Annotated in this window: 21 protein-coding genes and 1 pseudogene; 19 read left to right on the top strand and 3 right to left on the bottom strand. The window is 72.0% G+C overall.

Features of this window, described 5'->3' with window-relative positions:
• Window positions 1–10: 10 nt before the first annotated feature.
• The 8 genes from EW117_RS19300 to EW117_RS30670 all read left to right on the top strand — a co-directional run bounded on the left by EW117_RS19300 (window position 11) and on the right by EW117_RS30670 (window position 8,331).
• Window positions 11–883, top strand: coding sequence for a serine/threonine-protein kinase (locus tag EW117_RS19300; protein WP_129788333.1), 873 nt, complete (start codon window positions 11–13; stop codon window positions 881–883).
• On the top strand, window positions 880–2,406 hold the full coding sequence (locus tag EW117_RS19295) for a hypothetical protein (RefSeq protein ID WP_129788332.1): 1,527 nt from the start codon (window positions 880–882) through the stop codon (window positions 2,404–2,406). The genes EW117_RS19300 and EW117_RS19295 overlap by 4 nt, the downstream gene beginning before the upstream one ends.
• Window positions 2,406–3,029 (top strand): hypothetical protein, encoded by a 624-nt coding sequence (locus EW117_RS19290; RefSeq protein WP_129788331.1) that lies wholly within the window; start codon window positions 2,406–2,408, stop codon window positions 3,027–3,029. The genes EW117_RS19295 and EW117_RS19290 overlap by 1 nt, the downstream gene beginning before the upstream one ends.
• Complete coding sequence (locus EW117_RS19285; RefSeq protein ID WP_129788330.1) at window positions 3,022–5,538, top strand: Hsp70 family protein; 2,517 nt, start codon at window positions 3,022–3,024, stop codon at window positions 5,536–5,538. The genes EW117_RS19290 and EW117_RS19285 overlap by 8 nt, the downstream gene beginning before the upstream one ends.
• Window positions 5,535–6,518, top strand: a complete 984-nt coding sequence (locus EW117_RS19280) for a hypothetical protein (protein ID WP_129788329.1) — start codon at window positions 5,535–5,537, stop codon at window positions 6,516–6,518. The genes EW117_RS19285 and EW117_RS19280 overlap by 4 nt, the downstream gene beginning before the upstream one ends.
• Window positions 6,519–6,748: 230 nt before the next feature.
• Window positions 6,749–7,108, top strand: a complete 360-nt coding sequence (locus EW117_RS19275) for a hypothetical protein (RefSeq protein WP_207211942.1) — start codon at window positions 6,749–6,751, stop codon at window positions 7,106–7,108.
• An 8-nt stretch (window positions 7,109–7,116) separates the two neighbouring features.
• Window positions 7,117–8,016: a serine/threonine-protein kinase gene (locus tag EW117_RS19270; protein ID WP_129788327.1), complete on the top strand. Its 900-nt coding sequence runs from the start codon at window positions 7,117–7,119 to the stop codon at window positions 8,014–8,016.
• A 117-nt stretch (window positions 8,017–8,133) separates the two neighbouring features.
• Window positions 8,134–8,331 carry an ATP-binding cassette domain-containing protein gene (locus tag EW117_RS30670; protein ID WP_207211941.1) on the top strand — a complete coding sequence of 66 codons (198 nt, stop codon included), beginning with the start codon at window positions 8,134–8,136 and terminating at the stop codon, window positions 8,329–8,331.
• Window positions 8,332–8,492: 161 nt separating this feature from the next.
• Here the strand turns inward: EW117_RS30670 and EW117_RS19260 are convergent, their stop codons facing one another.
• The gene (locus EW117_RS19260) at window positions 8,493–8,858 is read right to left on the bottom strand and encodes a VOC family protein (protein WP_129788326.1); all 366 of its coding nucleotides are present in this window, start codon (window positions 8,856–8,858) and stop codon (window positions 8,493–8,495) included.
• Between the two features lie 94 nt (window positions 8,859–8,952).
• Here EW117_RS19260 and EW117_RS19255 point away from each other — a divergent pair, with 94 nt between their 5' ends.
• The 7 genes from EW117_RS19255 to EW117_RS19225 all read left to right on the top strand — a co-directional run bounded on the left by EW117_RS19255 (window position 8,953) and on the right by EW117_RS19225 (window position 16,586).
• On the top strand, window positions 8,953–9,927 hold the full coding sequence (locus EW117_RS19255; protein ID WP_129788325.1) for a helix-turn-helix transcriptional regulator: 975 nt from the start codon (window positions 8,953–8,955) through the stop codon (window positions 9,925–9,927).
• Between the two features lie 175 nt (window positions 9,928–10,102).
• The gene (locus tag EW117_RS19250; RefSeq protein ID WP_165362778.1) at window positions 10,103–11,239 is read left to right on the top strand and encodes a sensor histidine kinase; all 1,137 of its coding nucleotides are present in this window, start codon (window positions 10,103–10,105) and stop codon (window positions 11,237–11,239) included.
• Entirely contained in the window at window positions 11,236–11,898 is a 663-nt protein-coding gene (locus EW117_RS19245; protein ID WP_129788323.1) for a response regulator, read from the top strand. The genes EW117_RS19250 and EW117_RS19245 overlap by 4 nt, the downstream gene beginning before the upstream one ends.
• Window positions 11,899–11,999: 101 nt before the next feature.
• Window positions 12,000–13,616 carry an MDR family MFS transporter gene (locus tag EW117_RS19240; RefSeq protein ID WP_129788322.1) on the top strand — a complete coding sequence of 539 codons (1,617 nt, stop codon included), beginning with the start codon at window positions 12,000–12,002 and terminating at the stop codon, window positions 13,614–13,616.
• Window positions 13,613–14,485, top strand: coding sequence for an oxidoreductase (locus tag EW117_RS19235; protein WP_129788321.1), 873 nt, complete (start codon window positions 13,613–13,615; stop codon window positions 14,483–14,485). Before EW117_RS19240 ends, EW117_RS19235 begins: the two co-directional genes overlap by 4 nt.
• Window positions 14,486–14,599: 114 nt before the next feature.
• Complete coding sequence (locus EW117_RS19230) at window positions 14,600–15,559, top strand: TIM barrel protein (RefSeq protein ID WP_129788320.1); 960 nt, start codon at window positions 14,600–14,602, stop codon at window positions 15,557–15,559.
• A 19-nt stretch (window positions 15,560–15,578) separates the two neighbouring features.
• A complete protein-coding gene (locus EW117_RS19225) occupies window positions 15,579–16,586 on the top strand; it encodes a Gfo/Idh/MocA family protein (RefSeq protein WP_129788319.1) in 1,008 nt (335 codons plus the stop codon).
• Window positions 16,587–16,655: 69 nt separating this feature from the next.
• Here EW117_RS19225 and EW117_RS19220 read toward each other — a convergent pair whose 3' ends face one another.
• Window positions 16,656–17,393: a GntR family transcriptional regulator gene (locus EW117_RS19220; RefSeq protein WP_129788318.1), complete on the bottom strand. Its 738-nt coding sequence runs from the start codon at window positions 17,391–17,393 to the stop codon at window positions 16,656–16,658.
• A gap of 126 nt (window positions 17,394–17,519) precedes the next feature.
• Window positions 17,520–18,650: a transaldolase family protein gene (locus EW117_RS19215; RefSeq protein WP_340641100.1), complete on the bottom strand. Its 1,131-nt coding sequence runs from the start codon at window positions 18,648–18,650 to the stop codon at window positions 17,520–17,522.
• A 285-nt stretch (window positions 18,651–18,935) separates the two neighbouring features.
• Here EW117_RS19215 and iolC point away from each other — a divergent pair.
• The 4 genes and pseudogenes from iolC to iolD form a co-directional block, all read left to right on the top strand.
• Window positions 18,936–19,886, top strand: a pseudogene (iolC, locus tag EW117_RS19210) (5-dehydro-2-deoxygluconokinase); the annotation flags it as partial.
• A 126-nt stretch (window positions 19,887–20,012) separates the two neighbouring features.
• Window positions 20,013–20,885, top strand: a complete 873-nt coding sequence (locus EW117_RS30850; RefSeq protein ID WP_207211948.1) for a Cgl0159 family (beta/alpha)8-fold protein — start codon at window positions 20,013–20,015, stop codon at window positions 20,883–20,885.
• Window positions 20,882–21,892, top strand: a complete 1,011-nt coding sequence (gene iolB, locus EW117_RS19205) for a 5-deoxy-glucuronate isomerase (RefSeq protein WP_242504388.1) — start codon at window positions 20,882–20,884, stop codon at window positions 21,890–21,892. Before EW117_RS30850 ends, iolB begins: the two co-directional genes overlap by 4 nt.
• The gene (gene iolD, locus EW117_RS19200) at window positions 21,889–23,820 is read left to right on the top strand and encodes a 3D-(3,5/4)-trihydroxycyclohexane-1,2-dione acylhydrolase (decyclizing) (RefSeq protein ID WP_129788317.1); all 1,932 of its coding nucleotides are present in this window, start codon (window positions 21,889–21,891) and stop codon (window positions 23,818–23,820) included. The genes iolB and iolD overlap by 4 nt, the downstream gene beginning before the upstream one ends.
• Window positions 23,821–23,878: the final 58 nt, after the last annotated feature.

Raw genomic sequence — 23,878 nt, 5'->3', positions numbered from 1 at the left:
GAGGGCACCCATGGGTCTGCTCAGCACGGATCAGCACGTCACCGGCGGCTCGTACGTCGTCGAGCGCCTGCTCGGCCAGGGCGCTTACTCCGAGGTGTACCGGGTGCGGCACGCGATCCTGGGGCGGCTGGCGATGAAGGTGCTCCGGAAGGTCGGCACCCTCGCCGAGACTCACCGGCTGCTCGGCGAGGCCGTGCTGCTGTCCCGGATCGGGCACCCGAACGTGGTGCGCGTCTTCGACGCCGGCACCGTGACGACGCCGTCCGGCGAACGCGGCTGGTTCACCATGGAGTACGTCGCGGGCGGCAACCTCGACGACTACCGGACGTCGCACACGTCAGGCACGGTCCCGGTGGCCGACGCCGTCGAGGTCCTGACCCAGGTATGTGCCGGCCTCACGATGGCGCACCGGGAGGACCCGCCGATCGTCCATCGCGACCTGACGCCGTGGAACATCCTGGTCGGGCAGGACCAGCGCGGGCTGCGGGTGCGGATCGGTGACTTCGGGCTGGCCCGGCGCACCGATCCCGGGACCGGCCTGACCAGCGGCGAGGGCACGCTCGCGTTCATGGCGCCCGAGGCGCTCCGGTTCGGCCTGGGCTCCTCGACGGCCGCCGACGTCTACTCGGTGGGCGTGCTCGCCTACCAGCTGCTGACCGACGTCCTGCCCTACCGCGACATCTCGTTCACGGTGTACGGCGCGGCGCTGCGCGAGCCGCCTGTGGCGCCGTCGCGCTTCAACCGCGACGTCGACGGGGAGCTCGAAGGGATAGTACTGCGTGCCCTGGAGCCAGAGCCGCGCCGGCGCATCCCGAATGCGATGGCGCTCCTGGCCGAGCTGGAGCGCTGGCGGGACCCGACACAGGAACGGGAGACGGCATGACCGGGACCACGGAGGCCGCTCGCGAGATCGACCGGGTGCTGGACGCGCTGAAGGGTCACGACCTCTTCCGGAAGAACGCGTTCCGCGTGACAGGTCTCGCGACCGACGCGACGCCGCGCCAGGTGCGCCGCGCGAAGGAGGAGAGCCGAAACGCGTACTACCTGCCGCCGGACGCCGCAGGTGCCCCGCTGCCGCCGTCGACGGATCCGGTGGAGCTGCGCGCCGCGTTCGAGGTGCTGCAGGACCCGGTGGCGCGGCTGGTGCACGAGCTGTTGTGGGCGGGTGACGCCGGGCTGAACGCCCGGGCCGAGGCGGTGCGCCTGTTGTGCCGGGCGCTCGAGGGCACGACCGAGCGAGGCACCGTCCTGACGGAGACGGCCTGGGCGGGCTGGCGCAAGGGCCTGCGGTCGTGGGCGGAAGCGATGCGGTCCGAGGCGACCTGGGCGCAGGCGCGGCGGCGGGTCACCGAGATCGACGACCCGCGCGTGACCGTCGCCCTGGTCCGGACGCTGCGGCAGCGGCTCCAGCTGCACGTCGTCAGCGTGGCGGCGGGAGTCGCGGCGCGGGAGGCCCGCACATCGCCTGGGACCGCGGGGCGGCTGGTGCGTGCGGTGCGCGAGGCGGGCTTCGACGCCGACGACGTCACCCGGACGCTCCGGGCCGCCGCCCAGCCGCTGCTGGACGAGATGGAGGCCGCGTGCCGTACCGCCCGCTCGGGCGATCCGACACGTTCGGGGATGAGCGCGGCGCGCACGCTCCTGGACACCGCACACCCGCGTCTGCGAGCACTGACGGCCCTCCTCGGGGAGGACGACGAGCTGGCGCGGAGTCACCGCGACCAGGTCGCGCTCACCACCAACAACTGCGTGGTCGCCTACGCGAACGAGCATGCCGCCGCGTTGGGCGGGGAGACACAGGGCTTCCGCGACGTGATGGGCCTCCTCGCACTTGCGCGGGTGTATGCCTCGACGCCCCGGACCACCGAGCTGGTGGACAAGAACCTCGCGGAGTACAGCAGGATCGAGTACGCCATTCGCCGTCTGAACGAGGCGACGGAGGCCGCGCGCAGGTCAGGTGTCTCTCTCCCCGGCGGTCGCGGTGGAGCCGGATCGATCGGGGCGACATCCAGCGCGGGTCGCCCCGTGTCCGCGTCTCCGCGAGATCGTCTTCACCCGTGGGTGGCTCGTCTGGTCGACGGAGTGTTCCACGTCATGCTCTGGATCGAAGGCCTCGGCCTCTGGGGCGGCCTGCTCGTGCTCGGCCCTGTTCCCGCAGCCGGGATCGGCCTCGGCGCCGCCGCGCTCGGCCTGCCGTGGTTCTGGTTCGCCGCCGGCGCGCTGATCGTGGCCTTTTATGCGTCGACGTTCTTGTCCGGCTTCGGTGACGGCCTCCACTTCTGGCTCCTCCTGCTGCCGGCCGGCCTGACCTGGCTGGTCACGGCCTGGCTCGGTGGGCCGACGGAATGGCTCACTCTCGCCGCACTCACCGTTTCGATAGTCATCGCAACCGCGAAGGAGACCTGATGAGTTCCGAGGTCATGGCCGGATGGCGCCAGCGGCGCTTCCCGCCCGAGTTCCGGATCGGCCCCGTCGCGGACGCGCCGTCGCACGAGCCCGCACCGCCGTCGCCCGAGCCCGCGGTGCAGACGGACGAGGCGACGCCGTCCGCCCGGGTGACCGATACGCCGTCGGGCACGCAGGAGGTGTGGGCAGCCGGAAACCCCACGGACCTGTCCGACGACGCCGCCGCGCAGGTCGCGACCGAGGTGTGGCGCGCCCACCGGCGGTTGTCCGGCCCCCGGGCGAAGGAGCGGCCCGACCGGGCGGTCCGGATGGCGGGCAAGCACCTGGCCGGCGCCGCCGACCACCTCGGGTCCGCCGGCATCACCGCCCACGACCACGACGGGCAGCCGTACGTGCTGGGGCTCGAGCTGGTGGTCCTGGCGCACGAGGAGGACCCGGCCGTGACCGGCCCGACCATCACGGAGACCGTGCGGCCGACCGTGAAGCGCTCGGGGCGGGTCATCCAGGAGGCGGAGGTGATCGTGAGCGTGCCGGTGCAGAACGGCCAGCCGAACGGCAGCCCGGCCGACGGCCCGAACGACAGCCAGGACGACGACCAGGAAAGAGGGCAGCACCATGCGTGACAACATCGACTTCGGGATCGACCTGGGCACCACCAACAGCGCGGTGGCGGTGGGGAGCGGCTCGACGGCGCAGATCCTGCGCACCGCCCGGGGCGCCGAGTTCACGCCGTCGGTCGTGCACGTGGGCAGGTCTGGGAACGTCCGGGTGGGTCAGACCGCGGCCGACCAGGTGGTGGCGGACCCGGGCAACACCGTCGCCGAGTTCAAGCTCCGGATGGGCCGGCGCGACCGGGACATGCTCTTCGAGGCATCGGGCCGCACCATGACGCCCGAGGAGCTGTCGGCGCAGGTGCTCATGGCCATGCGCGGCAACGTCGAGCTCGCGGGGGAGCGGATGGAGACCGCGGTGATCACCGTGCCCGCGGCGTTCACCGTCGACCAGACGGCGGCCACCATGAAGGCCGCGGAGCTGGCGGGAATCCCGTCGGCGACGCTGCTGCAGGAGCCGACGGCGGCGGCGTGGGCGTACCTGTCCGAGCTGGACGAGCCGCCCGCGAAAGCGTTCTGGCTCGTGTACGACTTCGGCGGCGGCACTTTCGACGCCGCCGTGGTCAAGATCGAGGACGGCGAGTTCACCGTGGTCAACCACGCCGGGGACAACTCGCTGGGCGGCAAGCGGGTCGACTGGGCGCTGGTGGACGACGAGCTGCTGCCCGCTGTGCGCGCCGCCCACCCGGCGAGCACGGTGACCCGGGACAACCCACGGACGCGAAAAGCCCTCGCCAAGCTCAAGCGCCTGGCCGAGACCGCGAAGATCGAGCTGTCGGTACAGCCCGAGGTGACGATCGAGGAGGACCTCGAGGTCGAGGGCGAGACGATCGAGCTCACGCACACCCTGACGCGCGCCGACCTGGACCGGGCCGCCCGCAGCCTGGTCGAGGCGTCGATCCGGCACTGCCGGCTGGCGCTGTCCGGGGCGGGGCTCGGTCCGCAGGACGTCGACCGGGTGCTGCTCGTGGGCGGCACCTCCCAGATGACGCTCGTGCGCGAGATGCTGGAGACCGACCTAGGGATCCCGCTCGACCACAGCCAGGACCCGATCACGGTGGTCGCGCGTGGCGCCGCCATCTATGCCGCGACGCGGCGGGTGCCCGAGGAGATCCGCCGCGACCGGGACGTCGACCCCGGCACGGTGCGGCTCAACCTCGACTACCCCGCGGCCGGGCTGGACGACGACCCGCTGGTCGGCGGCCGGGCCGATTCGCCGGAGGTCCGCGACTGGTCCGGCTGGAGCATCGAGCTGCGCAACACCACCATGGAACAGACCATGGACTCGGCGTGGAACAGCGGCCGGATCGAGCTGTCCGGCGACGGCACGTTCCGCATGCGGCTGGAGGCCCGGGGGAACGCCGTGCACACGATCACGGTGACGCTCCGCGACCCGGCAGGCAGCGAGGTGCCGACGGACCAGCCGACCTTCACCTACAACCACCGGTCGGGCATGGGGGACGCCGCCGCGCGGGCGAGCCACACCGTCGGCGTCGGGCTGGCGGACAACACCGTGCAGGCGCTGGTCGAGAAGAACGTCGAGCTGCCCCGCACCGGACGGGCCCACGGCCTGCGCACCTCGGTGGCGATCAGCAAGTCCTCCGGCGGGGTCGTGAGCATCCCGATCCTGGAGGGCGAGCACGCCCGCGCCGACCGCAACACCGTGGTCGGGCGTCTCGACCTGCGGCCCGAGGACATCACCCGCGACCTGCCCGTCGGCAGCGAGGTCGAGGTGGAGGTGACCATCGACGCGAGCTTCCAGTTCACCGCCGCGTCGGTGTACGTGGTGCTGCTCGACGAGGAGTTCCCCATCCACGTCGACCGGACCCGGCCCCTGCTCCCGTCCGTCGCGGAGCTGAGGTCCCGGCGCGCGGCGCTGGGCCGCCGGTACGACGAGCTCCGGGAGCAAGCCGCGCAGCTGAACGCGACCGAGGCGGACGCCGGCCTGGACCGGTTCGACGCCGACGGCTTCATCGGCGAGGTCGACCGCCTGCTGCACCAGGCCGCCGTCGACCAGGACGCCGTGGCGACCTGCAACGACCGGCTCCTGGAGGCGGACTCGGCGCTCGACGAGGCGCAGAACCTGCTGGACCTGCCCAAGCTCGCCGACGAGGGCCGGCACGCGGTCGCCAGCGCCGAGGAGATCGTGGCCGCCTACGGCGCGCGCGAGCTCCAGGCCGAGCTCGCGAAGATCAAGGCCGAGATGGACATCGCCATCGCAGACGGCGACAAGGCGGTCATCGAGCGGCGCACCGACGAGGCGTGGTCGATCGTGCACCGGGCGATCCCGACGGCCGACCGGGCGGCGATAGTGTTCTCCGGCTACGAGAGCGATCTCGGCGGGGACCCGCGGCCCGACGTCGCACGCCTGCTCGCCGAGGGCCGCACCGCGACGGCGACCGGCGACCTCGGCCGCCTCCAGAGCGTCAACGCCCGGCTCCGGAAGTACGTGTCGGTCCAGCCGGAGCCGGTGGCCGGCTCGGCGAACGGCGGCGTCCTGCGGGCGGAGGGCAACCGATGAGCGCCACCGCTCCGACCGCGCGCGCCGCAGCGGATGCCACACGCGCGACGGCGAACGCGGCCCGCGCCACGGCGGACGCCGCGCGCCTCGCCCGCGCCGGCTTCTACGACTCCGCCCGCCGGGCGCTCGACGAGTTCGCCGGCCCGGACAGCACCGAGGTCGACGTGCTCGACCTCCTCGCGCGCGTCCACGCCCAGCAGGGTGACCTGGTCGCCGCCGACAAGGCGTGGGCGCGCGTCGAGCGGCTCGACCCCGACCACGCGGGCGCCCACGCCGGACGCCGTCGGATCCGGGAGACCTGGTCCGCCCGGCGGTCCAGGCTCGGACCACGGGCCGGCGTCGCCATCGCCGCACTCCTGCTGGCCGGGGGAGGTGTGGCAGCCGGCTGGTCGCTCGCGCCCCGGCCCGTGGCCGCGGCGCCCCCTCGGGACGCCGAGGTCCTGGCCGAGCTGGCGAGCCTGCACGGCCAGGTGACGGGTCTGCGCGACGAGATCGGCGACCTGCGGTCCGACGGCACGCACCCTGCAGAGAGCCTGCGCTCGGTCCGCGCCGCCCTCGACGACCCGCGGTGGACCGTCCAGGCCGACGGCGCCGCCCTCACCGTCACGTTTCGGGAGGCGGTGTTCCTGGCCGGCGGCGCCGAGATGTCCGACGACGGCCGTGCGGCGCTCGCGGACGTCGGCGAACTCCTCGGGCGCGCCGGCGCGGCGGCCGATCTCGACGTGACGGTCGTGGGCCACACCAGTGACACGGCACCCGTCCAGGGCGGGCCGTACGCGGACAACGCCGCCGTCGGGCTGGCGCGTGCGCTGGCGGCCGCCGAGGTCGTCGCGGACGGGGCCACGCTGCCGCTGAGCTCGGTCGACGTCGCCACCAGCGGCGACGTCGCTCCGCCGTACCCGAACACGGACGCGGCGGGCCGCACCCGCAACCAGACGGTGACGCTGACGATCGGGGTGACCGAGCCGGCACGGCGATGACCGAAGGCGCTCCTGGCTTCGGAGCACGTGAACCACGAGCACCGGACGCCCGAGGCCGCGCCGGACGTCCTGCCGATGCCGTACCGGAGCTGGGACGGCCCTGTCGTCGGCGGCTCATGAGAGGTCTCTCACGCTCGTCTCATCGGCGGCTCACCACCCGCGTGTTGTCTAGAACAAGCCGGCGCCCGCCGGCACGACACGAAGGGGTGTAGACCATGAGGAAGTCGATGATGGTAGGCCTGACAGGGGTCATGATGGCAGGGCTCGTCGGCGTGACGGCACCGGCCGTCGCCGACAACGTCTACGCGAAGCGGCCCGAGGCGCTCGCCGGCGTCGTGGTGACGATGGACGACGACGACAACGACCCGACGACCCGCAGCCGCGCCAGCAAGTCGACGCGCGGAACGGGCTCCAGCCGCTCGCGCAACGACAACACCAACAGCCGCTACACCGCGGTCAGCCGGGACAGGGACCGGTCGCGCGGTGACAAGACGAAGGACCGGACCGCCGACGGCCCGCGCAAGGGCTTGGTCCGCGACTGGAGCGCCAACTCCACCAACGACCGTACGCGCAACGACACGCGGCGATGACGGTTCCGATGGCTGTCCAGACGCCGGGCGCCGAGCCCGGAGAGTCCTGGGCGTTCTCGGAGGGCGACCCGATCACCGCCGAGCTGACCGCGATGCGGCTGCTCGGCGGCGGGTCGTCCTACGAGGCGTACCTGGCCTTCGACGACGTCACCTACGGTCCGGTCGTCGTGAAGGTCGTGCGGCCGAGCCAGGTCGACGACCGCACGAGCCTGCGCGGGCTCCGGCGCGAGGTCACGGCGCTCGCGGCGGTGAACCACCCGGTCGTCGTGCGAGCGCTCCGGTACGAGCTCGAGAGCGACCGGCCGCACCTGGTCCTCGAGCACATCGACGGGCCGCGGCTGTCGACGCTGGTACGCCGGTACGGGCCGCTCCCGGAGCACCAGTACCTGCCCTTGGGCATCCAGCTCGCCGGCGCGCTGCACTACCTCGGGCGCGTGGGCTGGACCCACCTGGACGTCAAGCCCAGCAACGTGATCATGGGCTCGCCCGCCCGGCTCATCGACCTGTCCGTCGCGCGGCAGATCGACAGCGCCCGGGAGCTCGAGTACGCGATCGGCACCGACGACTACATGGCGCCCGAGCAGTGCGACCCGCCGGCCACGGGACGTCCCGGCTTCGCGAGCGACGTCTGGGGCGTGTGCGCCACGCTGTTCCACGCAATCTGCGGGTATCGGCCGTTCCGGTCGGGGGATCCGGCGTCCGACGACGTCGCGGCGCGGTTCCCGCAACTGGTCGACGATCCGGAGGAGATGCCGCGCTCGGTGCCGGCCGAGGTGGTCGAGATCATCGGTGCCGGCCTCGACAAGGACCCGGGGAAGCGCCCGCTGCCGCACGAGCTCGCCGAGGCGCTCGAGCCGGTGCTCGCGCGCCAGCCCCGGGCCGTCCTCAGCGGGTTCCGGGTGCGCTGACGGCGCGGAGAGCGCTGGCCGGCGCATAGCAGGTGCAGGTCGGACTATTCCGTCGCGGTAAGGAAGCCTTGCTTTGACAAACCGACGACGTTCCTCGATGTCAACTACCAGATCGAGGTGCTCGATCTGCTCGTCGACCTCAACCGCGACCGCGGCAAGACGGTGGTCATGGTGCTGCACGAGCTGAGCCTCGCCTGCCGCTACGCCGACCACCTCATCGCGATGAAGAACGGCCGGATCGTCACCGAGGGCACTCCCGGCGAGGTGGTGACCGCGGCGACCTCGAGGAGGTGTTCAGCCTGCCGTGCGACGTGATCAGCGACCCGCGCAGCGGCACGCCGCTGGTGATCCCGCTCGGGCGGCATCGCATCGGGAGTGCGCGCGCGCAGATCGCTGCCGGCAGGCTGAGTGTTTCTGTCGGGTCGGCGTCACGGTCCAGATCGTGACGCCGACCCGACAGGTAGCTCCTCGGTCCGTCAGTCCCGTGGGGCAACCCGGATGCGGTTCCCGTCGGGGTCGGCGGCCACGAATGTGCGGCCGAACCCCAGGTCCCGAGGCTCTTGCAGGATCGCGACGCCCTTGGACTGCCATGAGGCGAAGATCGCGTCGAGCTCGTCGGACCCGCCATCAATGGCAAGGCAGATCTCACTGGTCCGCGGGACCTCGGGTGAGAGGCCCTCGAACTGGCCGGACCACAGGGCGAGGTCAGCGCCTGGCCCCAGGTCGAAAGCGATATATCCGGGAGTCTCGAAGGACGGGCTCGAGTCGAGCAGGTCGCCGTAGAAGCGGGCTGCGGCCGGGGCGTCGTTCACGTAGACGATGGACACTACGGATGCGGTCATGGTGTCTTCCTTCTGATGGGTGGTGTTGAACGCATCCACCAGCCTGGCCGGAATGTACGCCGCATCATGGCGCAATACTTGAAAAGGTTGGCACGTGACGCCGGACCGCTTCTTCTCCCTGATCCTGATCCTCGAATCACGGGATGCCGTGACCACGCACGACCTTGCTTCGGCGCTCGGCGTGTCCCTGCGAACCATCACACGGGACCTGAACTGGCTCCGCGACGCTGGGTTGCCGGTGACCGCCCAGCGGGGCCGCTACGGCGGGGTCACCATGTTGCCCGGGTCTTCCCTCGACCTGACGCGACTCACGCCGAGCGAGCGGGATCACCTGTCGATCACGGGGCTGGACGAGAGGCAACGCGAGGAACTGGACTCGTCGGCCGAAAGTCGGCGTGCCCTCTCCAAGATCGCCGTGACCCGAGCAGGCCGGATCGACGGGCTATTGCCACTCACCGAGATCGTGCAGGTGGACAGCCGTCCCTGGCTCCAGGTGCGAGCTGATGGCGCTGCTCCGGCCTCGCTGATCGGTCCGATACGGCGTGGCCGCCGGCTACGGATCGAGTACCACAGCTCGAGCGGGGTACACGCTCGCGACCTGCTCGTGGACCCCTACGGACTGCTGGCCAAGGCCGGCGCCTGGTATCTCGTCGCGGACTGCGCCGGAGCACCCCGGATGTACCGACTCGACCGGATCACGACGTGGAACGAAGTCGACGACCCACGACGTACCCGCGAGAACCAGACCCTGGCCACCGTCGCTGCTGCTCTCGTCGAGCAGTGGGAACACGACCACGCCATCGAAGTCAGCGCCACCATCGATCCGACACAGCTCGACCGAGCGCGACGAGTCCTCGGTCAGCGACTCGTCGAGCGGGGCGGCCACGGGACGTCCGCCACCGGCCACGCCGTCACCATCCGATTCCGGCAGCTGGAGGACGTGCGAACGCTCCTGCCGTTCGGGAGCGGCGTCACCGTCCACGACCCCGCCGAGGCCAGGGCTCGCCTCCACGACCTCGCCACCGAGCTCGCCGACCACTACGCGCCGCCATCAATGGCGCCGTCGTGATGACCTTCGGCCGGGGAGCCGCCCGAGACCAGGGCGCCATACCGCGATCGCGGTACTCGCGATGACCCGACAGAGTGATCCCCTGTGTCCGCGCTCGGCAGATACTGGGGCGGTGATACCTGGGACGGAGAGCGCCGCGGGTCGTACGGATCCTCGTCCGAGGGTCTGGCGATGGGTGCACGACGCCGTCCTGAGCGCGGTGATCGTCGTCGCGGCGTTGCTGCCTCCGCCGGTGCCGGTGTTCCAGCCGACGGGCACGCCGGCGACCGTGCTCGTCCTGCTGCCGGTAGTGGTGCTCCCGCTGCGCAAGCGCTGGCCTCTGCCGACGCTCATCGCCTGCCTGACGCTGTTCGGCCTGGCCGCGTTGACCGGGACGCTCTCGCCGGGGGCAGGGCTCGCGACCGCCGTCGCGACGTTCCAGGTCACCACCCGCAGCACCCGCGCGCCCGGGCTGGTCGTGGGCGGCCTGGCGGCCGCGGCCCTCATGGCCATCAGCGTGCCGGTGACGATCGGGAGCGTGTTCGATCCGCGGGTGCTCCAGTTCGGCCTGCTCGTCGCGTTCGCCACCGCGGCGGGGGACGGCGCTCGGTCTCACCGCGCTTACATCGTCGCGATCACCGAGCGCGCCGAACGCGCCGAACGGACCCGCGAGGCCGAGGCCCGCCGCCGGGTGACCGAGGAGCGGCTGCGGATCGCGCGCGATCTGCACGACGCCGTCGCGCACCAGATCGCGGTGATCAGCCTCAATGCCGGCGCAGCTACCTCCGCGATCGACACGAAGCCGCAGAAGGCCAAGGACGCGCTCGTGACGATCCGGAGCGCCGCACGCACGGTGCTGGCCGAGATCGGCGACCTGCTCAACATGCTGCGCTCGGACGACGACGGTCCCGCTGCCGAGACGGGAGGGCCGCAGCCAGGGCTGGAACGCCTCGACGAGCTGGTCGAGCGGTTCGCCGAGGCCGGCCTGGACGTGACGGTGCGCCGCGAGGGTGACCTCGCGGGGGCGTCCGGAACGGTCGGGGTGGTCGGGTACCGGGTGGTGCAGGAGGCGCTCACCAACGCCCACAAGCACGGCGCCGGGCATCGCGCCCACGTGCTGGTCGAGGCGGATGCGGGGTTCGTGACGGTCACCGTCACGAACCCGCGACCCACAGCGGCAGGCACCGCCGTCGGGCATCCTGGTCCAGGCCACGGCCTGACAGGGCTGCACGAACGCGTGGCCTCGGTGCGGGGCACTCTGCACGCAGGACCGACGCTCGGAGGCTGGGAGATGGTCGCGAGACTGCCGTTGCCGAAGCAGGACGCCGCATGATCTCGGTGCTCGTCGTGGACGACCAGGCCCTGATCCGACAGGCTGTCACGGACATCCTCGACGAGGAGGACGACATCGAGGTCGTCGGCGAGGCGGTCAACGGCCGCGCCGCCGTCTCCGCGACCGTGCGGCTTCGCCCGGACATCGTGGTCATGGACATCCGCATGCCCGAGCTGGACGGCATCGGCGCGACGGCGCAGATCTGCGCCACCCCGGAGCTGAGCGACACGCGGGTGCTGGTCCTCACCACGTTCGAGGAGGACGAATACCTCGTGGCCGCACTCCGGGCGGGCGCGAGCGGGTTCATCGGGAAGGGCGCGGAGCCGGAGGAGATCGTCCGCGCGGTCCGCGCCGTGCACGCCGGCGACGCCCTGTTGTCCCCGGTTGCCACGCGCGCCCTCATCGACCGGTTCGTCACGACGCCGCCCGCGGACGTGCGTCCGCTGCCCGAGCTGGCGCAGCTCACCGACCGGGAGCGGGAGGTGCTGCTGCTGGTCGCCCGGGGGCGGTCGAACCAGGAGATCGCCGAGGACCTCGTCATCTCCCCGCACACCGCGAAGACGCACGTGAACCGCACGATGGCCAAGCTCTACGCCCACGACCGGGCGCAGCTCGTCATCATCGCCTACGAGTCGGGCCTGCTCGTCCCGGGCACCTGACCGGCCTCCCGGGCACCTGACCGGGGAGTACCGCGCTCGCGGTACGACAGGATGCCGCGCCTGGGGGACGTCCGCCGGCGAACGCGCGCAGAGCATAAGGCGTGACCAACTCGACTGCCCCAGCTATCCCTCGGGACGGCGGCCCCGCGCCCGCCCGGGCCGACAGCCGCCGCATCCTGCTCGTGTTCGCTGGCCTGCTCGTCTCGATGCTGCTGTCCTCCCTGGACCAGACCATCTTCTCCACCGCGCTGCCGACGATTGTGGGCGAGCTGCACGGCGTGAACCACATGCTGTGGGTCACCACCGCCTACCTCGTCGCGGCGACGATCATGATGCCGATCTACGGCAAGCTCGGTGACCTGATCGGCCGCAAGGGCCTGTTCATCGGTGCCCTGAGCGTGTTCCTCGTCGGCTCCGTCGTGGGTGGGCTGGCGCAGGACATGACCTGGCTCATCGCGGCGCGTGCCGTCCAGGGCGTCGGCGGTGGTGGGCTGATGATCCTGTCGCAGGCGATCATCGCCGACGTCGTCCCGGTGCGGGAGCGCTCGAAGTACATGGGCGTGATGGGCGCCGTGTTCGGCGTCTCGAGCGTCGCCGGGCCGCTGCTGGGCGGCTGGTTCACCGAGAGCATCGGCTGGCGGTGGGCGTTCTGGATCAACATCCCCCTGGGCATCGCCGCCATCGCACTGGCCGCCGTCTTCCTGCGCCTGCCCAGGCACAGCACGAAGGTCCGGTTCGACGTGTGGGGCACGATCACGATGGCGGTCGCGGTCACCTCGATCATCCTGGTCGCCTCGTGGGGCGGCACCGAGCACGCGTGGGGGTCGCCGACGATCAACACGCTCATCGCCCTGGCCGTGGCCTGCAGCGCCGCGTTCGTCCTGGCCGAGCACAGGGCCGCCGAGCCGATCATCCCGCTCGCGGTGTTCCGCAACCGCAACTTCGTGCTGGCGACCGCGGCGGGTCTGTTCATCGGCGTGGCGATGTTCGGCGCGATCGCCTATCTGCCCACCTACCTGCAGATGGTTGCCGGGGTCGATGCGACGGCGTCCGGGCTGCTCATGATCCCGATGATCGTCGGCCTGATGACGACCGCGCTCACGACCGGGCAGCTCGCCGCCCGGACCGGCCGCTACAAGTGGATGCCGATCGCCAGCATGATCGTGCTCGGTATCGGCCTCTGGCTGCTGTCGACGCTCACGCCGACCACGGCACTCTGGGTGCTGCTCACCTACCTCTTCGTGCTCGGCGCGGGAGTGGGTCTGGCGATGCAGATCCTGATCCTGGTCGTCCAGAACTCGTTCCCCGACCGCCAGGTCGGTACCGCCACCGCCGCGAACAACTTCTTCCGCGAGATCGGCGCCTCGCTCGGCGGGGCGGTCGTCGGCGCGCTGTTCACGTCCCGCCTGACCGATCTGCTCGCCGAGCGGCTCCCGGGCGGTCAGGCCGGGGATGCCAACTCGTTCACGCCCGAGCTGGTCAACAGCATGCCGGACGCCGTCCGCGACCTCGTCGTCGGGGCGTACAACGACGCCCTGACCCCGGTGTTCGCCTCACTCATCCCGATGCTCGTCGTCGGGCTCGTGCTGGCGGTGTTCATCAAGGAGGTACCCCTGCGCGCCTCGCTCGAACCGGCCGACGCCCCGGAAGGTCCGGGCACGACGCCGGTTGACGCCCCCAGCCCTATCCCCACCACCGAAAGAGCTCTGCTTCCGTGAACGCACTCCGGATCCCGGACCTGACCGGCCGCACCGCGGTGGTCACCGGCGCCAACAGCGGCATCGGCCTCCCAACCGCCCAGGCCCTGGGCCGGGCCGGCGCGCACGTCGTGCTCGCCGTGCGTGACCTCGACAAGGGAAAGGCAGCCGCGGCCACCGTTCCGGGCAGTCCCGAGGTGCGGCAGCTCGACCTCTCCGACCTCGCGTCGGTACGCGAGTTCGCCGCGTCCTGGGCGGGTGGCCTGGACCTGCTGATCAACAACGCCGGCGTGATGAACGTGCCGGAAGGGCGTACCAAAAACGGGTTCGAGACGCACTTCGGCACCAACCACCTCGGCCACTTCGCGCTGACCAACCTGCTGCTGCCGCACATCACCGACCGCGTCGTGACGGTCTCGGCCGCCGCGCACCGGTGGGTCAAGGGAATCGACTTCGACAACCTGTACCTCGAGGGCAGCTACAACCCGCGACGGGCCTACGGCCAGTCCAAGCTGGCGAACCTGCTCTTCACGCTGGAGCTGCAGCGGCGGCTCGACGCGGCCGGCTCACCCGTACGCTCGCACGCCGCGCACCCCGGCCTGGCGATGTCGAACCTCGGGCCCAGGTCCGGCCTGGGAGCCCGGATTCGGCCGGTGCTCTTCAAGCTCGTCGCGCAGAGCACGGAGGACGGGGCACAGCCGACGCTCCTGGCCGCGACCCGGGACCTGCCCGGCGCCAGCTACGCCGGTCCGGACGGGCTCTCCGGGATGCGCGGGGAAGCCGCACTGGTCGGGCGGACGGCGGCCGCGAGCGACCGCGAGGCGGCGAAGCGCCTGTGGGCGGTGTCCGCGGAGCTGACCGGCACCGACTTCTCGGGAGGAACACGGTGAGCACCCAGGGCAGGTATGTCAGGACAATTGCTTGACATGACGTAGGGCTGCCGACAGAATCGCATGCAGGCGAGCCGGCGCTCGAAGGCGTGTGCCGGGAGAGAGAGGTCGAGCATGACAGGTCAGACGACGGCGTCGGCGCGGACCAGCCGGGCCCGGAACACGATCGATCCTCGCTACAGCCGGCTCACGGTCGGCGTCTGTCCCGACCAGTGGGGCGTGTGGTTCCCCGAGGACGAGAAACAGATCCCGTGGGAGAAGGCGCTCGGCGAGATGGCCGAAGCGGGCTTCGAGTACATGGAGACCGGGCCGTTCGGCTACTTCCCGAAGGACGCCGCCTCGCTGCAGAAGGCGATGGACGACCACGGGTTCACGGTCGTCGCCGGCACCGGCTGGGGAGTGCTCCACAAGGCCGAGGCCTGGGCGGAGACCGAGCGCACCTTCCGGGCGATCGCCGAGACCCATGCCGCCGTCGGCGCCGAGTACATCGTCCACCTGCCACCGCTGTTCCGGGACGACAAGACCTGGGAGTGGACCGACGAGCGCGTGCTCACGCCGGAGGCGTGGAAGCTCTACGTGGAGAACGCCAACCGCCTGGGGCAGATCATCAAGGACGAGTACGGCCTGAAGATGGTGCTGCACCCGCACGGCGACAGCCACATCGAGTCGCCGCAGGACATCGCGCGGATCTTCGACGCCACCGACCCGTCCTACGTGAACCTGTGCCTCGACACGGGCCACATCGTCTACGGCGGTGGCGACCCGATCGAGATGGTGCGCACCTACCCCGACCGGATCGCCTACGTGCACATCAAGGCGTTCGACCCCGGCCTCGTCAAGCAGGCGCACGAGGAGGACTGGCCGTTCGGCGAGGCCGTGGCACGCGGCGCCTCGGTGACGCCGCCGGCCGGCGAGCCGGACATGCCTCGGCTCATCGACGCCCTGGCCGACCTGAACAAGGACCTGTACGTCATCTGCGAGCAGGACCTCTACCCGGCCGATCCGGCCTTCCCGCTGCCCAATGCCATCGCCACCCGCGAGTACCTGGCCGACTGCGGCCTCGGACTGCGCTGACCCTGACAGGAGCTGTGACATGACTGTTCGTATCGGGGTCATCGGCCCCGGAGGCATGGGGCGGGCGCACATCGACCGGATCACCCGGGAGCTCACCGGCGGCAGCGTCGTCGCCGTGACCGACATCGACGCCGCGAACGCGGCGCGGGTCGCGGAGCCGCTCGGCGCGAAGGTCCACGGCAGCGGCGGCGAGCTGATCGCCTCCGACGACGTCGACGCCGTGCTGGTCACCAGCTTCGGGCCGGCGCACGAGGAGTCGGTCCTCCAGGCGATCGAGGCGGGCAAGCCCGTGCTGTGCGAGAAGCCCCTCGCCCCCACGGCGGACGCGTGCCTGCGCATCATCGACGCCGAGGTGGCCGCCGGGCGCAAGCTGGTGACCGTCGGCTTCATGCGCCGGTTCGACCGCTCGTACAACGAGATGAAGCAGGTGCTCGCCTCGGGCGAGCTCGGCGAGGCCCTGATCGTGCACAACCGGCACCGCAACCCCACGGCGCCCGAGACGTACACCGCGACCATGGCGATCACCGACACCGCGATCCACGAGATCGACACGATGCGGTGGCTGCTGGACGAGGAGATCGTCGAGGTGCGGGTGGACAAGCCCAAGCGCACCCGAAACCGGTTCGAGCACCTGCAGGACCCGGTGGTCTTCATCATGCGAACCGAGTCGGGCGTGTGGATCGACGACGAGGTGTTCGTCAACATCCGGTACGGCTACGACATCCAGTGTGAGCTGGTGCTGGAGCAGGGGACGGTGACGCTGTCGGACCAGAACCGCACGGTCCGGCGTGACGCACAGGGCTCGCGCAACGCCGTCACCCGCGACCACAACGACCGGTTCCACGAGGCGTTCAACGCCGAGCTGCAGCAGTGGATCAGCGCCGTGGCCCGCGGCGAGCACACGGGCTCCAGCGCGTGGGACGGCTACGCCGCCGCCGTCGTCTGCGACGCCGGGGTGAGCTCGCTGCTGGGCGATGGTGAGCAGGTTCCCGTCAGCCTGATCGACCGGCCGGGCCTGTACGCCTGACGGCACACGACGAAGGGCGCGGTCACGAGGGTGGCCGCGCCCTTCGTCGTGGTCGGTTCGCGACCGTGGTCAGCTCGCGAAGAGAGTCGTGTCGAACACGTACCGCGAGGCGCGGTAGACGTGCTGGCCGAACTCGATCGGCCGGCCGGCGGAGTCGTAGGCGGTGCGCTCCATGGTCAGGAGCGCCGACCGGGGCGGCTCGCCCAGGAGGCGGGCCTCGGCCGCGGTCGCGGTGCGTGCCCCGATCTGCTGGCGCGCGACCTTGGGCAGCGAGCCGGAGGCGCGCAGCAGGTCGTACAGCCCCTGGCTGGTCAGCTCTTCCTCCGACGGCGCGATCGCGGTCGGCAGCCAGTTGGTCATCAGGGCCAGGGGTTCGCCGTCGGCCAGCCGCAGCCTGCGCAACGAGACCACGTCCTCGTCCTTGGTGATCTCCAGCGCCTCGGCGACGTCGGCGGGCGCGGGGACCACCTCGTAGGACAGGATCTCGGTCGAGGGCTTCTTGCCCTCGCGCAGCAGGTCGCTGTGCAGGCTGGTGAGCTCGACGGGCCGGTGCACCCGCGCGGGGGCGACGTGGGTGCCCACGCCGCGCTGGCGCACGAGGCGGCCTCGGTCGACCAGCTCCTGGAGGGCTTGCCGCGCCGTCGGGCGGGAGACGCGCAGGCGCGAGGCCAGTGCGAGCTCGTTCTCGAGGAGCTCGCCCGGCTGGAGCGTCCCGTCCTCGATCGCCGCGTCGACAGCCGTGGCGATCTGGTGGTACAGCGGCACCGGGCTGGAGCGGTCCAGGTTGATGCGTACGGTCTGGGCCACGGTGTGCCTCCCTCGGCGACGGCGGCGGGCCACGACAGAGACCGATTCTAGCCGAGGTTGTCCATTAGACCGGACATCCTGACAACCTGGTCTCCTGTCAGGTCGGCAGGACGCTCTCGCGGGTCGTCAGGGTGCGGCGACCAGGATGTCGCGCACGAGGGCGTCGAGGGCGGCGTCGGCCTCGAGGAACTGGCGCAGCGTGCGGCGTGAGGCGCCGAAGGCCTCGAACTGCTCGGGGCGCAACCCGTCCGGCTCGTAGGCGGCGCGGAAGTCGTCGAGTCGGGAGAGCGACTCGATGATCCCGGCGTCGACGGGTTCGTCGATGCGGGCGGGAAGGGGCAGGTCGTTGCGGTTGATCTGCTCCTGCCACTCGAACGGCGGGGAGATGACCAGGTCGCCGCCGACGAGCTCCGACAGGTGCAGGTGCGTGCGGAAGGCGGCGGACAGCACGCGCGTGCGGTAGCCGCGCTCCGCGAAGACGCCGTACGCGCGCTTGAGCGCGGCGACGCCGGCCCAGTCGAGGGCGCCGGGCTCGAACAGGAGCCCTTCACGCTGGGCGACGATCTTCAGCCAGTCGTCCAGGCGCCCGCCCATGATCGTGGCGACCGGGCCCATCTGCTCGGTCGGCAGCCCGGCCCGGGTGCGGCGGTCGAGCCCGCGCTCGACGGCCTCGGCGACCGCTGTCGCCTGGGCGACGGTGAAGGAGACCGTGGCGTTGACGCTGATGCCGCGGAAGGTCACCTCCTCGATGGCTTCGATGCCCGCCGCCGTGGCCGGGATCTTCACGATGATGTTCGGCGCGAGGGCCGCGAACCGTTCGGCCTGCGCGACGAGCGCGGCCGGGTCGCGGTGCAGGCGGGGGTCGGTCTGGATCGACAGCCTGCCGTTGCGGCCCTGGTGTGCCTCGAACGCGGGCTCCAGGAGGGCCGCGGCGTTCACGGACAGCTCCTCGACGACCGCCCAGCCGAGCTCCGACTCCCCGGCCCGGGGCCGCTCGGCCGCGAGCTCGGTGATGCGCCGCGTCCAGTGCGGCAGGTCCGCCGTGATCGCGGCGAGCGCGATGACCGGGTTGCAGGTGGCGCCGACGGCGCCGAAGCCGATGGAGCGGCGCAGCTGCTCGGGGTCGGCGGAGTCGTTCCACAGAGCGGTCGTGGGGTGCTCGCGGGTCATCCGCAGCAGCGACGTCTCCCGCCGTGCCGTGTCGGTCAGCGTGGACGCGGTGGGGGACAGGGGCGCGGTGTCGGCGGTCTGAGTCACGGGATCCTCCGTCGGATACGGCGCTGCGTGCGGTCACACCAGCGTTGCGCCACACGGGGCCCACGACGTCGCGGACCTGGCACCCTCCCATCACAGCCTGGGATTCTGGGCATGTCAACCTAATGTCCAGACAAATGCAGGGCCCTCCGCTCGCGCTGCAAAGTCAATGACCGAATGTCTGGACAAAGACTTGACGAGTCTTCGGGCATGCTGCAGGCTCGACACGGAGGGCGCCGGAGCCGGTGCCGCGCAGGACGATCCGCGACGACGGGGAGCAGGAGCCACATGATGACGCCGGGTGGCGGAACCGACGTGCTCACGATCGGCCGCAGCGGAGTGGATCTCTACCCGCTGCAGAGCGGGCTCGGGCTGGAGGACGTCGAGACCTTCGGCAAGTACCTCGGCGGCAGCCCGACCAACGTCGCCGTCGCTGCTGCGCGCCTCGGCCACCCCGCGGCGACGCTCACCGGCGTCGGCGACGACCCGTTCGGCCGGTACGTGCGCCGTGAGATGCGCCGGCTCGGCGTCGACGACGGGCACGTCGTCGTCGTGCCCGAGCTGCACACCCCGGTGACCTTCTGCGAGATCTTCCCGCCGGACGACTTCCCGCTGTGGTTCTACCGCGCCCCGACCGCGCCCGACCTCAGGATCACGCCCGAGGACGTCGACGCCGACGCCGTGCGCGCCGCCAGGCTGCTGTGGATCACCTCGACCGGCCTGAGCGAGGAGCCGAGCCGGTCCGCTCATCACCGCGCCCTGCAGGTGCGCGGACGCCGCGGGCACACGGTTCTCGACCTCGACTACCGGCCGGCGTTCTGGGACGACGTGGAGTCCGCGCGCACCCGGATCCAGGAGGTGCTGCCCCAGGTGACCATCGCGGCGGGCAACCGCCAGGAGTGCTTCGTCGCAGTGGGGGAGGAGGACCCCGACCGGGCTGCCGACGCGCTGCTGGCCGCGGGGGTGCGGATCGCCATCGTCAAGCAGGGGCCCCACGGGGTGCTGGCCAAGACCAGGGAGGAGCGGGTGGTGATCCCACCCACACCGGTCGAGGTCGTCAACGGCCTCGGCGCGGGCGACGGGTTCGGCGGCTCGCTGTGCCACGGCCTCCTGAGCGGTTGGTCGCTGCGCCGCACCGTGGAGTTCGCGTCGGCCGCCGGCGCCGTCGTCGCCGCACGGCGGGAATGCTCGACGGCGATGCCCACCGAGGCCGAGGTCGAGCACCTGCTCCGCACCGGCGAGGTGCCCGAGCCCGAGCCCTGGCCGGCCCGCGCACCCGCGCAGCCCGCCGCCGCACGGTCCGTCCCCGCCCCGGCGACAAGCGCCGTCGTCACCACGAGCGAGCACGAGAGAACCCGGAGGGCCATGACCACCCGGAGCGCCGACGAGGTGGTCGAGCTGCGCCTGCGTGACCCGTGGGCGCTGCGCGACCGGGTCCGCGAACGTCCGCGGCACCCGGGGCTTCCACCGGACAGCAGGTTCCTCGTCATCGCCGCCGACCACCCGGCACGCGGGGCGCTCGCGGTCGGCGACGACCCGATGGCGATGGCGGACCGCGGCGAGCTGCTGCGGCGCACGGCCGTCGCGCTCGGACGGCCCGGCGTGGAGGGCTTCCTCGGCACCGCGGACCTCGTCGAGGAGCTGGCGGCGCTCGGCGCCCTGGACGGCAAGCTCGTCTTCGGCTCGATGAACCGCGGGGGACTGGCGGGCTCGTCGTTCGAGCTCGACGACCGCTTCACCGGTTACGACGCGCGAGGGATCGAGGAGGCCGGGCTGGACGGCGGCAAGATGCTGCTGCGCGTCGACCCGGACGACGCCGGCTCGCTCGCGACGCTCGAGGCGAGCGCCCGCGCCGTCGACGAGCTCGCCGAGCGCGGCCTGCTGGCCATGGTCGAGCCGTTCATCTCGCACCGGGTCGACGGCAGGCTGCGCAACGACCTGTCCCCGGACGCCGTGATGCGGTCCATCGCCATCGCCTCCGGGTTGGGGCGCACCTCGGCGTTCACCTGGCTGAAGCTGCCGGTCGTCGAGGACATCGAGCGGGTGCTGTCCGCCTCGACGCTGCCGGCCCTCATCCTGGGCGGCGAGGTGTCGGAGGACCAGGACGCGGCGGTGGCCGGCTGGGCCAAGGCGCTGTCGCTGCCGTCGGTACGCGGGCTGGTCATCGGCCGTTCGCTGCTCTACCCGCCGGACGGCGACGTCGCGGGTGCGGTGGACCGGGCGGTGGAGCTGCTGTGAGCGCGACGACGAAGCGCCCGGCGACGGCGCACGAGGAGGAGACGGTGTCGAAGGAACTGGTGGTGCGGGCGGGTACGCCCGACGCGTTGCTCGGAGGGCCGGTCGTGGCGGTCACGCCGGAGTCGGCGGGGTGGGGTTACAGCGGCCTGACCGTGCACGAGCTACCGCCCGGCGGGAGCCTCGAGGTGCTGCTGGAGCGGGACGAGGCGCTGGTGGTGCCGCTGCGTGGTGACGTGCGCGTGACCGCCGTCGGCCTCGACGCCGGCCGGGGCGTCGACACCGGGAGGCGCGCCGACCTGGCGGGCAGGGACTCCGTGTTCGACGGCCCGGCCGACACGGCCTACGTGCCGCTCGGCTCCCGGCTGACCGTCACCGCGGAGAAAGGGGGGCGCGTCGCGGTCGCCACGGCGCGCGCCGCACGGCGGCGGGGCTTCCAGGTGCTGCGTGCGGCCGACGTCGGCGTCGACCTGCGTGGCGCCGGGCGCGCCAGCCGGCAGGTGCACAACTACACGATCGGCACGAGCCTCGAGGTGGACCGCCTCCTGGTCTGCGAGGTGCTGACCCCGGGCGGCAACTGGTCCTCCTACCCGCCGCACAAGCACGACGCGCACAGCGACGAGCCGGGGCACGAGGAGCGGGAGCTGGAGGAGATCTACTACTTCCAGGTCGCGGACGGACCGTCCGGCCCGGGCCTCGGCTATCACCGCGTGTACGGCACGGCCGAGCGGCCGATCGACGTGCTGGCCGAGGTGCGCGACGGCGACACCGTGCTGGTGCCGCACGGCTATCACGGGCCGTCGGTCGCCGCGCCCGGCTACGACCTGTACTACCTGAATGTCATGGCGGGCCCTGCCGACGACGGCCGCTGGCTTTCGGTCGACGACCCCGCGCACCACTGGGTCCGCGGCACCTGGGACGACGAGCCGGTCGACACCCGGCTGCCTCTGGGGCGCGTCCCGGGATCGGCCCGCCGCTCCGACGACGTCCGCATCGAGGAGAACGCATGAGCACGCCGGCATCCGAACCCGGGACAGTCCGGCTGACCGTGGGACAGGCCCTCGTGCGGTTCCTGGCCCACCAGCACACCGAGCGCGACGACGTCACGCAGCGCCTGTTCGCGGGGGCCTTCGGGATCTTCGGGCACGGCAACGTCGCCGGCGTCGGGCAGGGACTGCTGCAGGCGCACGCCGAGGCCGAGGCGGCCGGCGTGCCGGCCGGCGAGGCCGGTCCCGACGAGCTGCCCTACTACCTGGCCCGGAACGAGCAGGGCATGGTGCACGCGGCAGTGGGCTACGCGCGCACCAGGGACCGGCTGCAGACCTTCGCGTGCACGGCGTCGATCGGCCCGGGCTCGACCAACATGATCACCGGCGCCGCGCTGGCGACCATCGACCACATCCCGGTGCTCCTGCTGCCGTCGGACGTGTTCGCCACGCGGGTGCCGGACCCGGTGCTGCAGCAGCTCGAGCACCCGGGCGGCCCCGACGTGACAGTGAACGACGCGTTCCGCCCGGTCTCCCGGTACTTCGACCGGATCTGGCGGCCGGAGCAGCTCCTGACCAGCGCGCCGGCGGCGATGCGGGTGCTGACCGACCCGGCCGAGACCGGCGCGGTCACGATCGCCCTGCCGCAGGACGTACAGGCCGAGGCCTTCGACTGGCCCGTCGAGTTCTTCCGCGACCGCGTCTGGCACGTGGCCCGGCCCGTGCCCGAGCCCGCCGCGCTGGAGCGTGCGGCGGCCGTGATCCGTTCGGCCGAGCGGCCGTTGGTCGTCGCGGGCGGCGGCGTCGTCTACTCGGCGGCGAGCCAGGCGCTGCGCGACTTCGCGGCGGCAACCGGCATCCCCGTGGCCGACACGCAGGCAGGCAAGGGCGCGATCGCCTGGGACCACCCGCAGGCGGTCGGCGGTGTCGGGGCCACCGGCGCCGCTTCCGCCAACGCGCTGGCCGCGACCGCCGACGTCGTGATCGGCGTCGGCACCCGCTGGACCGACTTCACGACGGCGAGCCACACCGCCTTCCGCAACCCGGACGTGCGATTCGTCAACCTGAACGTGGCGGCGTTCGACGCGGCGAAGCACGCGGGGGAGATGGTCGTCGCGGACGCCCGCGAGGGGTTGCGCGCCCTCACCCAGGCGCTGTCCGGGTACTCCACGAGCGAGGAGTACCGCGCCGAGGCGGCCCAAGAGGTGGCCGACTGGCAGGAGGTCACCGACCGCTGCTACCACCTGGGACACGGCCCGCTGCCGGCGCAGACCGAGATCTTCGGCGCCCTGAACGAGCTGATGGACGACGAGGACATCCTGATCAACGCCGCCGGGTCCATGCCCGGCGACCTGCAGGCGTTGTGGCGCGCGCGGACGCCGGCGCAGTACCACCTGGAGTACGGCTACTCGTGCATGGGCTACGAGATCCCCGCTGCGATGGGGGCCAAGCTCGCCGCCCCGGACCGTGAGGTCGTGGCGATCGTGGGGGACGGCACGTATCAGATGCTGCCGCAGGAGCTGGCGACGATCGTCTCCGAGCGGATCAAGGTGATCGTGGTCCTGCTGCAGAACCACGGGTTCGCCTCGATCGGCGCGCTGTCGGAGTCGCACGGTTCCCAGCGGTTCGGCACCCGGTACCGGATGCGCAACCCGGAGACCGGGCTGCTCGACGGCGACTCGGTGCCGCTGGACCTGGTGCGCAATGCCGAGAGCTTCGGCCTGGAGGTGCTCGTGGCCAAGGGCGTCGAGGACTTCAAGGACGCCTACCGGACCGCGGCCGCCGGCGACGGGCCCGTGCTGATCCACGTCGAGACCGACCTGTACGGGCCCAACCCGCCGGGTTCGGCCTGGTGGGACGTGCCGGTGAGCGGCGTCTCCACGCTGGACAGCACCCGGGGCGCCCGCGCCGAGTACGACCGATCACGGGCCCCGCAGCGCCCGTACCTCTGACGCCGCACCCGCACCCGCCGCCTCCCAACGACCTTCTGACGACGTTCGAACGACGAGG

Source organism: Promicromonospora panici, from assembly GCF_900608595.1.
In the GTDB taxonomy this organism is placed as follows: Bacteria; Actinomycetota; Actinomycetes; order Actinomycetales; family Cellulomonadaceae; genus Promicromonospora; species Promicromonospora panici.
This window is presented reverse-complemented; position numbering and strand designations above follow the sequence as displayed.

What these genes read in the sequence shown, in the direction of transcription:
- EW117_RS19245 (WP_129788323.1), top strand. Translation starts at nt 11,236, where the DNA reads ATGATCTCGGTGCTCGTCGTGGACGACCAGGCCCTGATCCGACAGGCT.
- iolD (WP_129788317.1), top strand. Translation starts at nt 21,889, where the DNA reads ATGAGCACGCCGGCATCCGAACCCGGGACAGTCCGGCTGACCGTGGGA.
- EW117_RS19290 (WP_129788331.1), top strand. Translation starts at nt 2,406, where the DNA reads ATGAGTTCCGAGGTCATGGCCGGATGGCGCCAGCGGCGCTTCCCGCCC.
- EW117_RS30850 (WP_207211948.1), top strand. Translation starts at nt 20,013, where the DNA reads ATGACCACCCGGAGCGCCGACGAGGTGGTCGAGCTGCGCCTGCGTGAC.
- EW117_RS19280 (WP_129788329.1), top strand. Translation starts at nt 5,535, where the DNA reads ATGAGCGCCACCGCTCCGACCGCGCGCGCCGCAGCGGATGCCACACGC.
- EW117_RS19260 (WP_129788326.1), bottom strand. Translation starts at nt 8,858, where the DNA reads ATGACCGCATCCGTAGTGTCCATCGTCTACGTGAACGACGCCCCGGCC.
- EW117_RS19285 (WP_129788330.1), top strand. Translation starts at nt 3,022, where the DNA reads ATGCGTGACAACATCGACTTCGGGATCGACCTGGGCACCACCAACAGC.
- EW117_RS19270 (WP_129788327.1), top strand. Translation starts at nt 7,117, where the DNA reads ATGGCTGTCCAGACGCCGGGCGCCGAGCCCGGAGAGTCCTGGGCGTTC.
- EW117_RS19275 (WP_207211942.1), top strand. Translation starts at nt 6,749, where the DNA reads ATGGTAGGCCTGACAGGGGTCATGATGGCAGGGCTCGTCGGCGTGACG.
- EW117_RS19295 (WP_129788332.1), top strand. Translation starts at nt 880, where the DNA reads ATGACCGGGACCACGGAGGCCGCTCGCGAGATCGACCGGGTGCTGGAC.
- EW117_RS19225 (WP_129788319.1), top strand. Translation starts at nt 15,579, where the DNA reads ATGACTGTTCGTATCGGGGTCATCGGCCCCGGAGGCATGGGGCGGGCG.
- EW117_RS19300 (WP_129788333.1), top strand. Translation starts at nt 11, where the DNA reads ATGGGTCTGCTCAGCACGGATCAGCACGTCACCGGCGGCTCGTACGTC.
- EW117_RS19230 (WP_129788320.1), top strand. Translation starts at nt 14,600, where the DNA reads ATGACAGGTCAGACGACGGCGTCGGCGCGGACCAGCCGGGCCCGGAAC.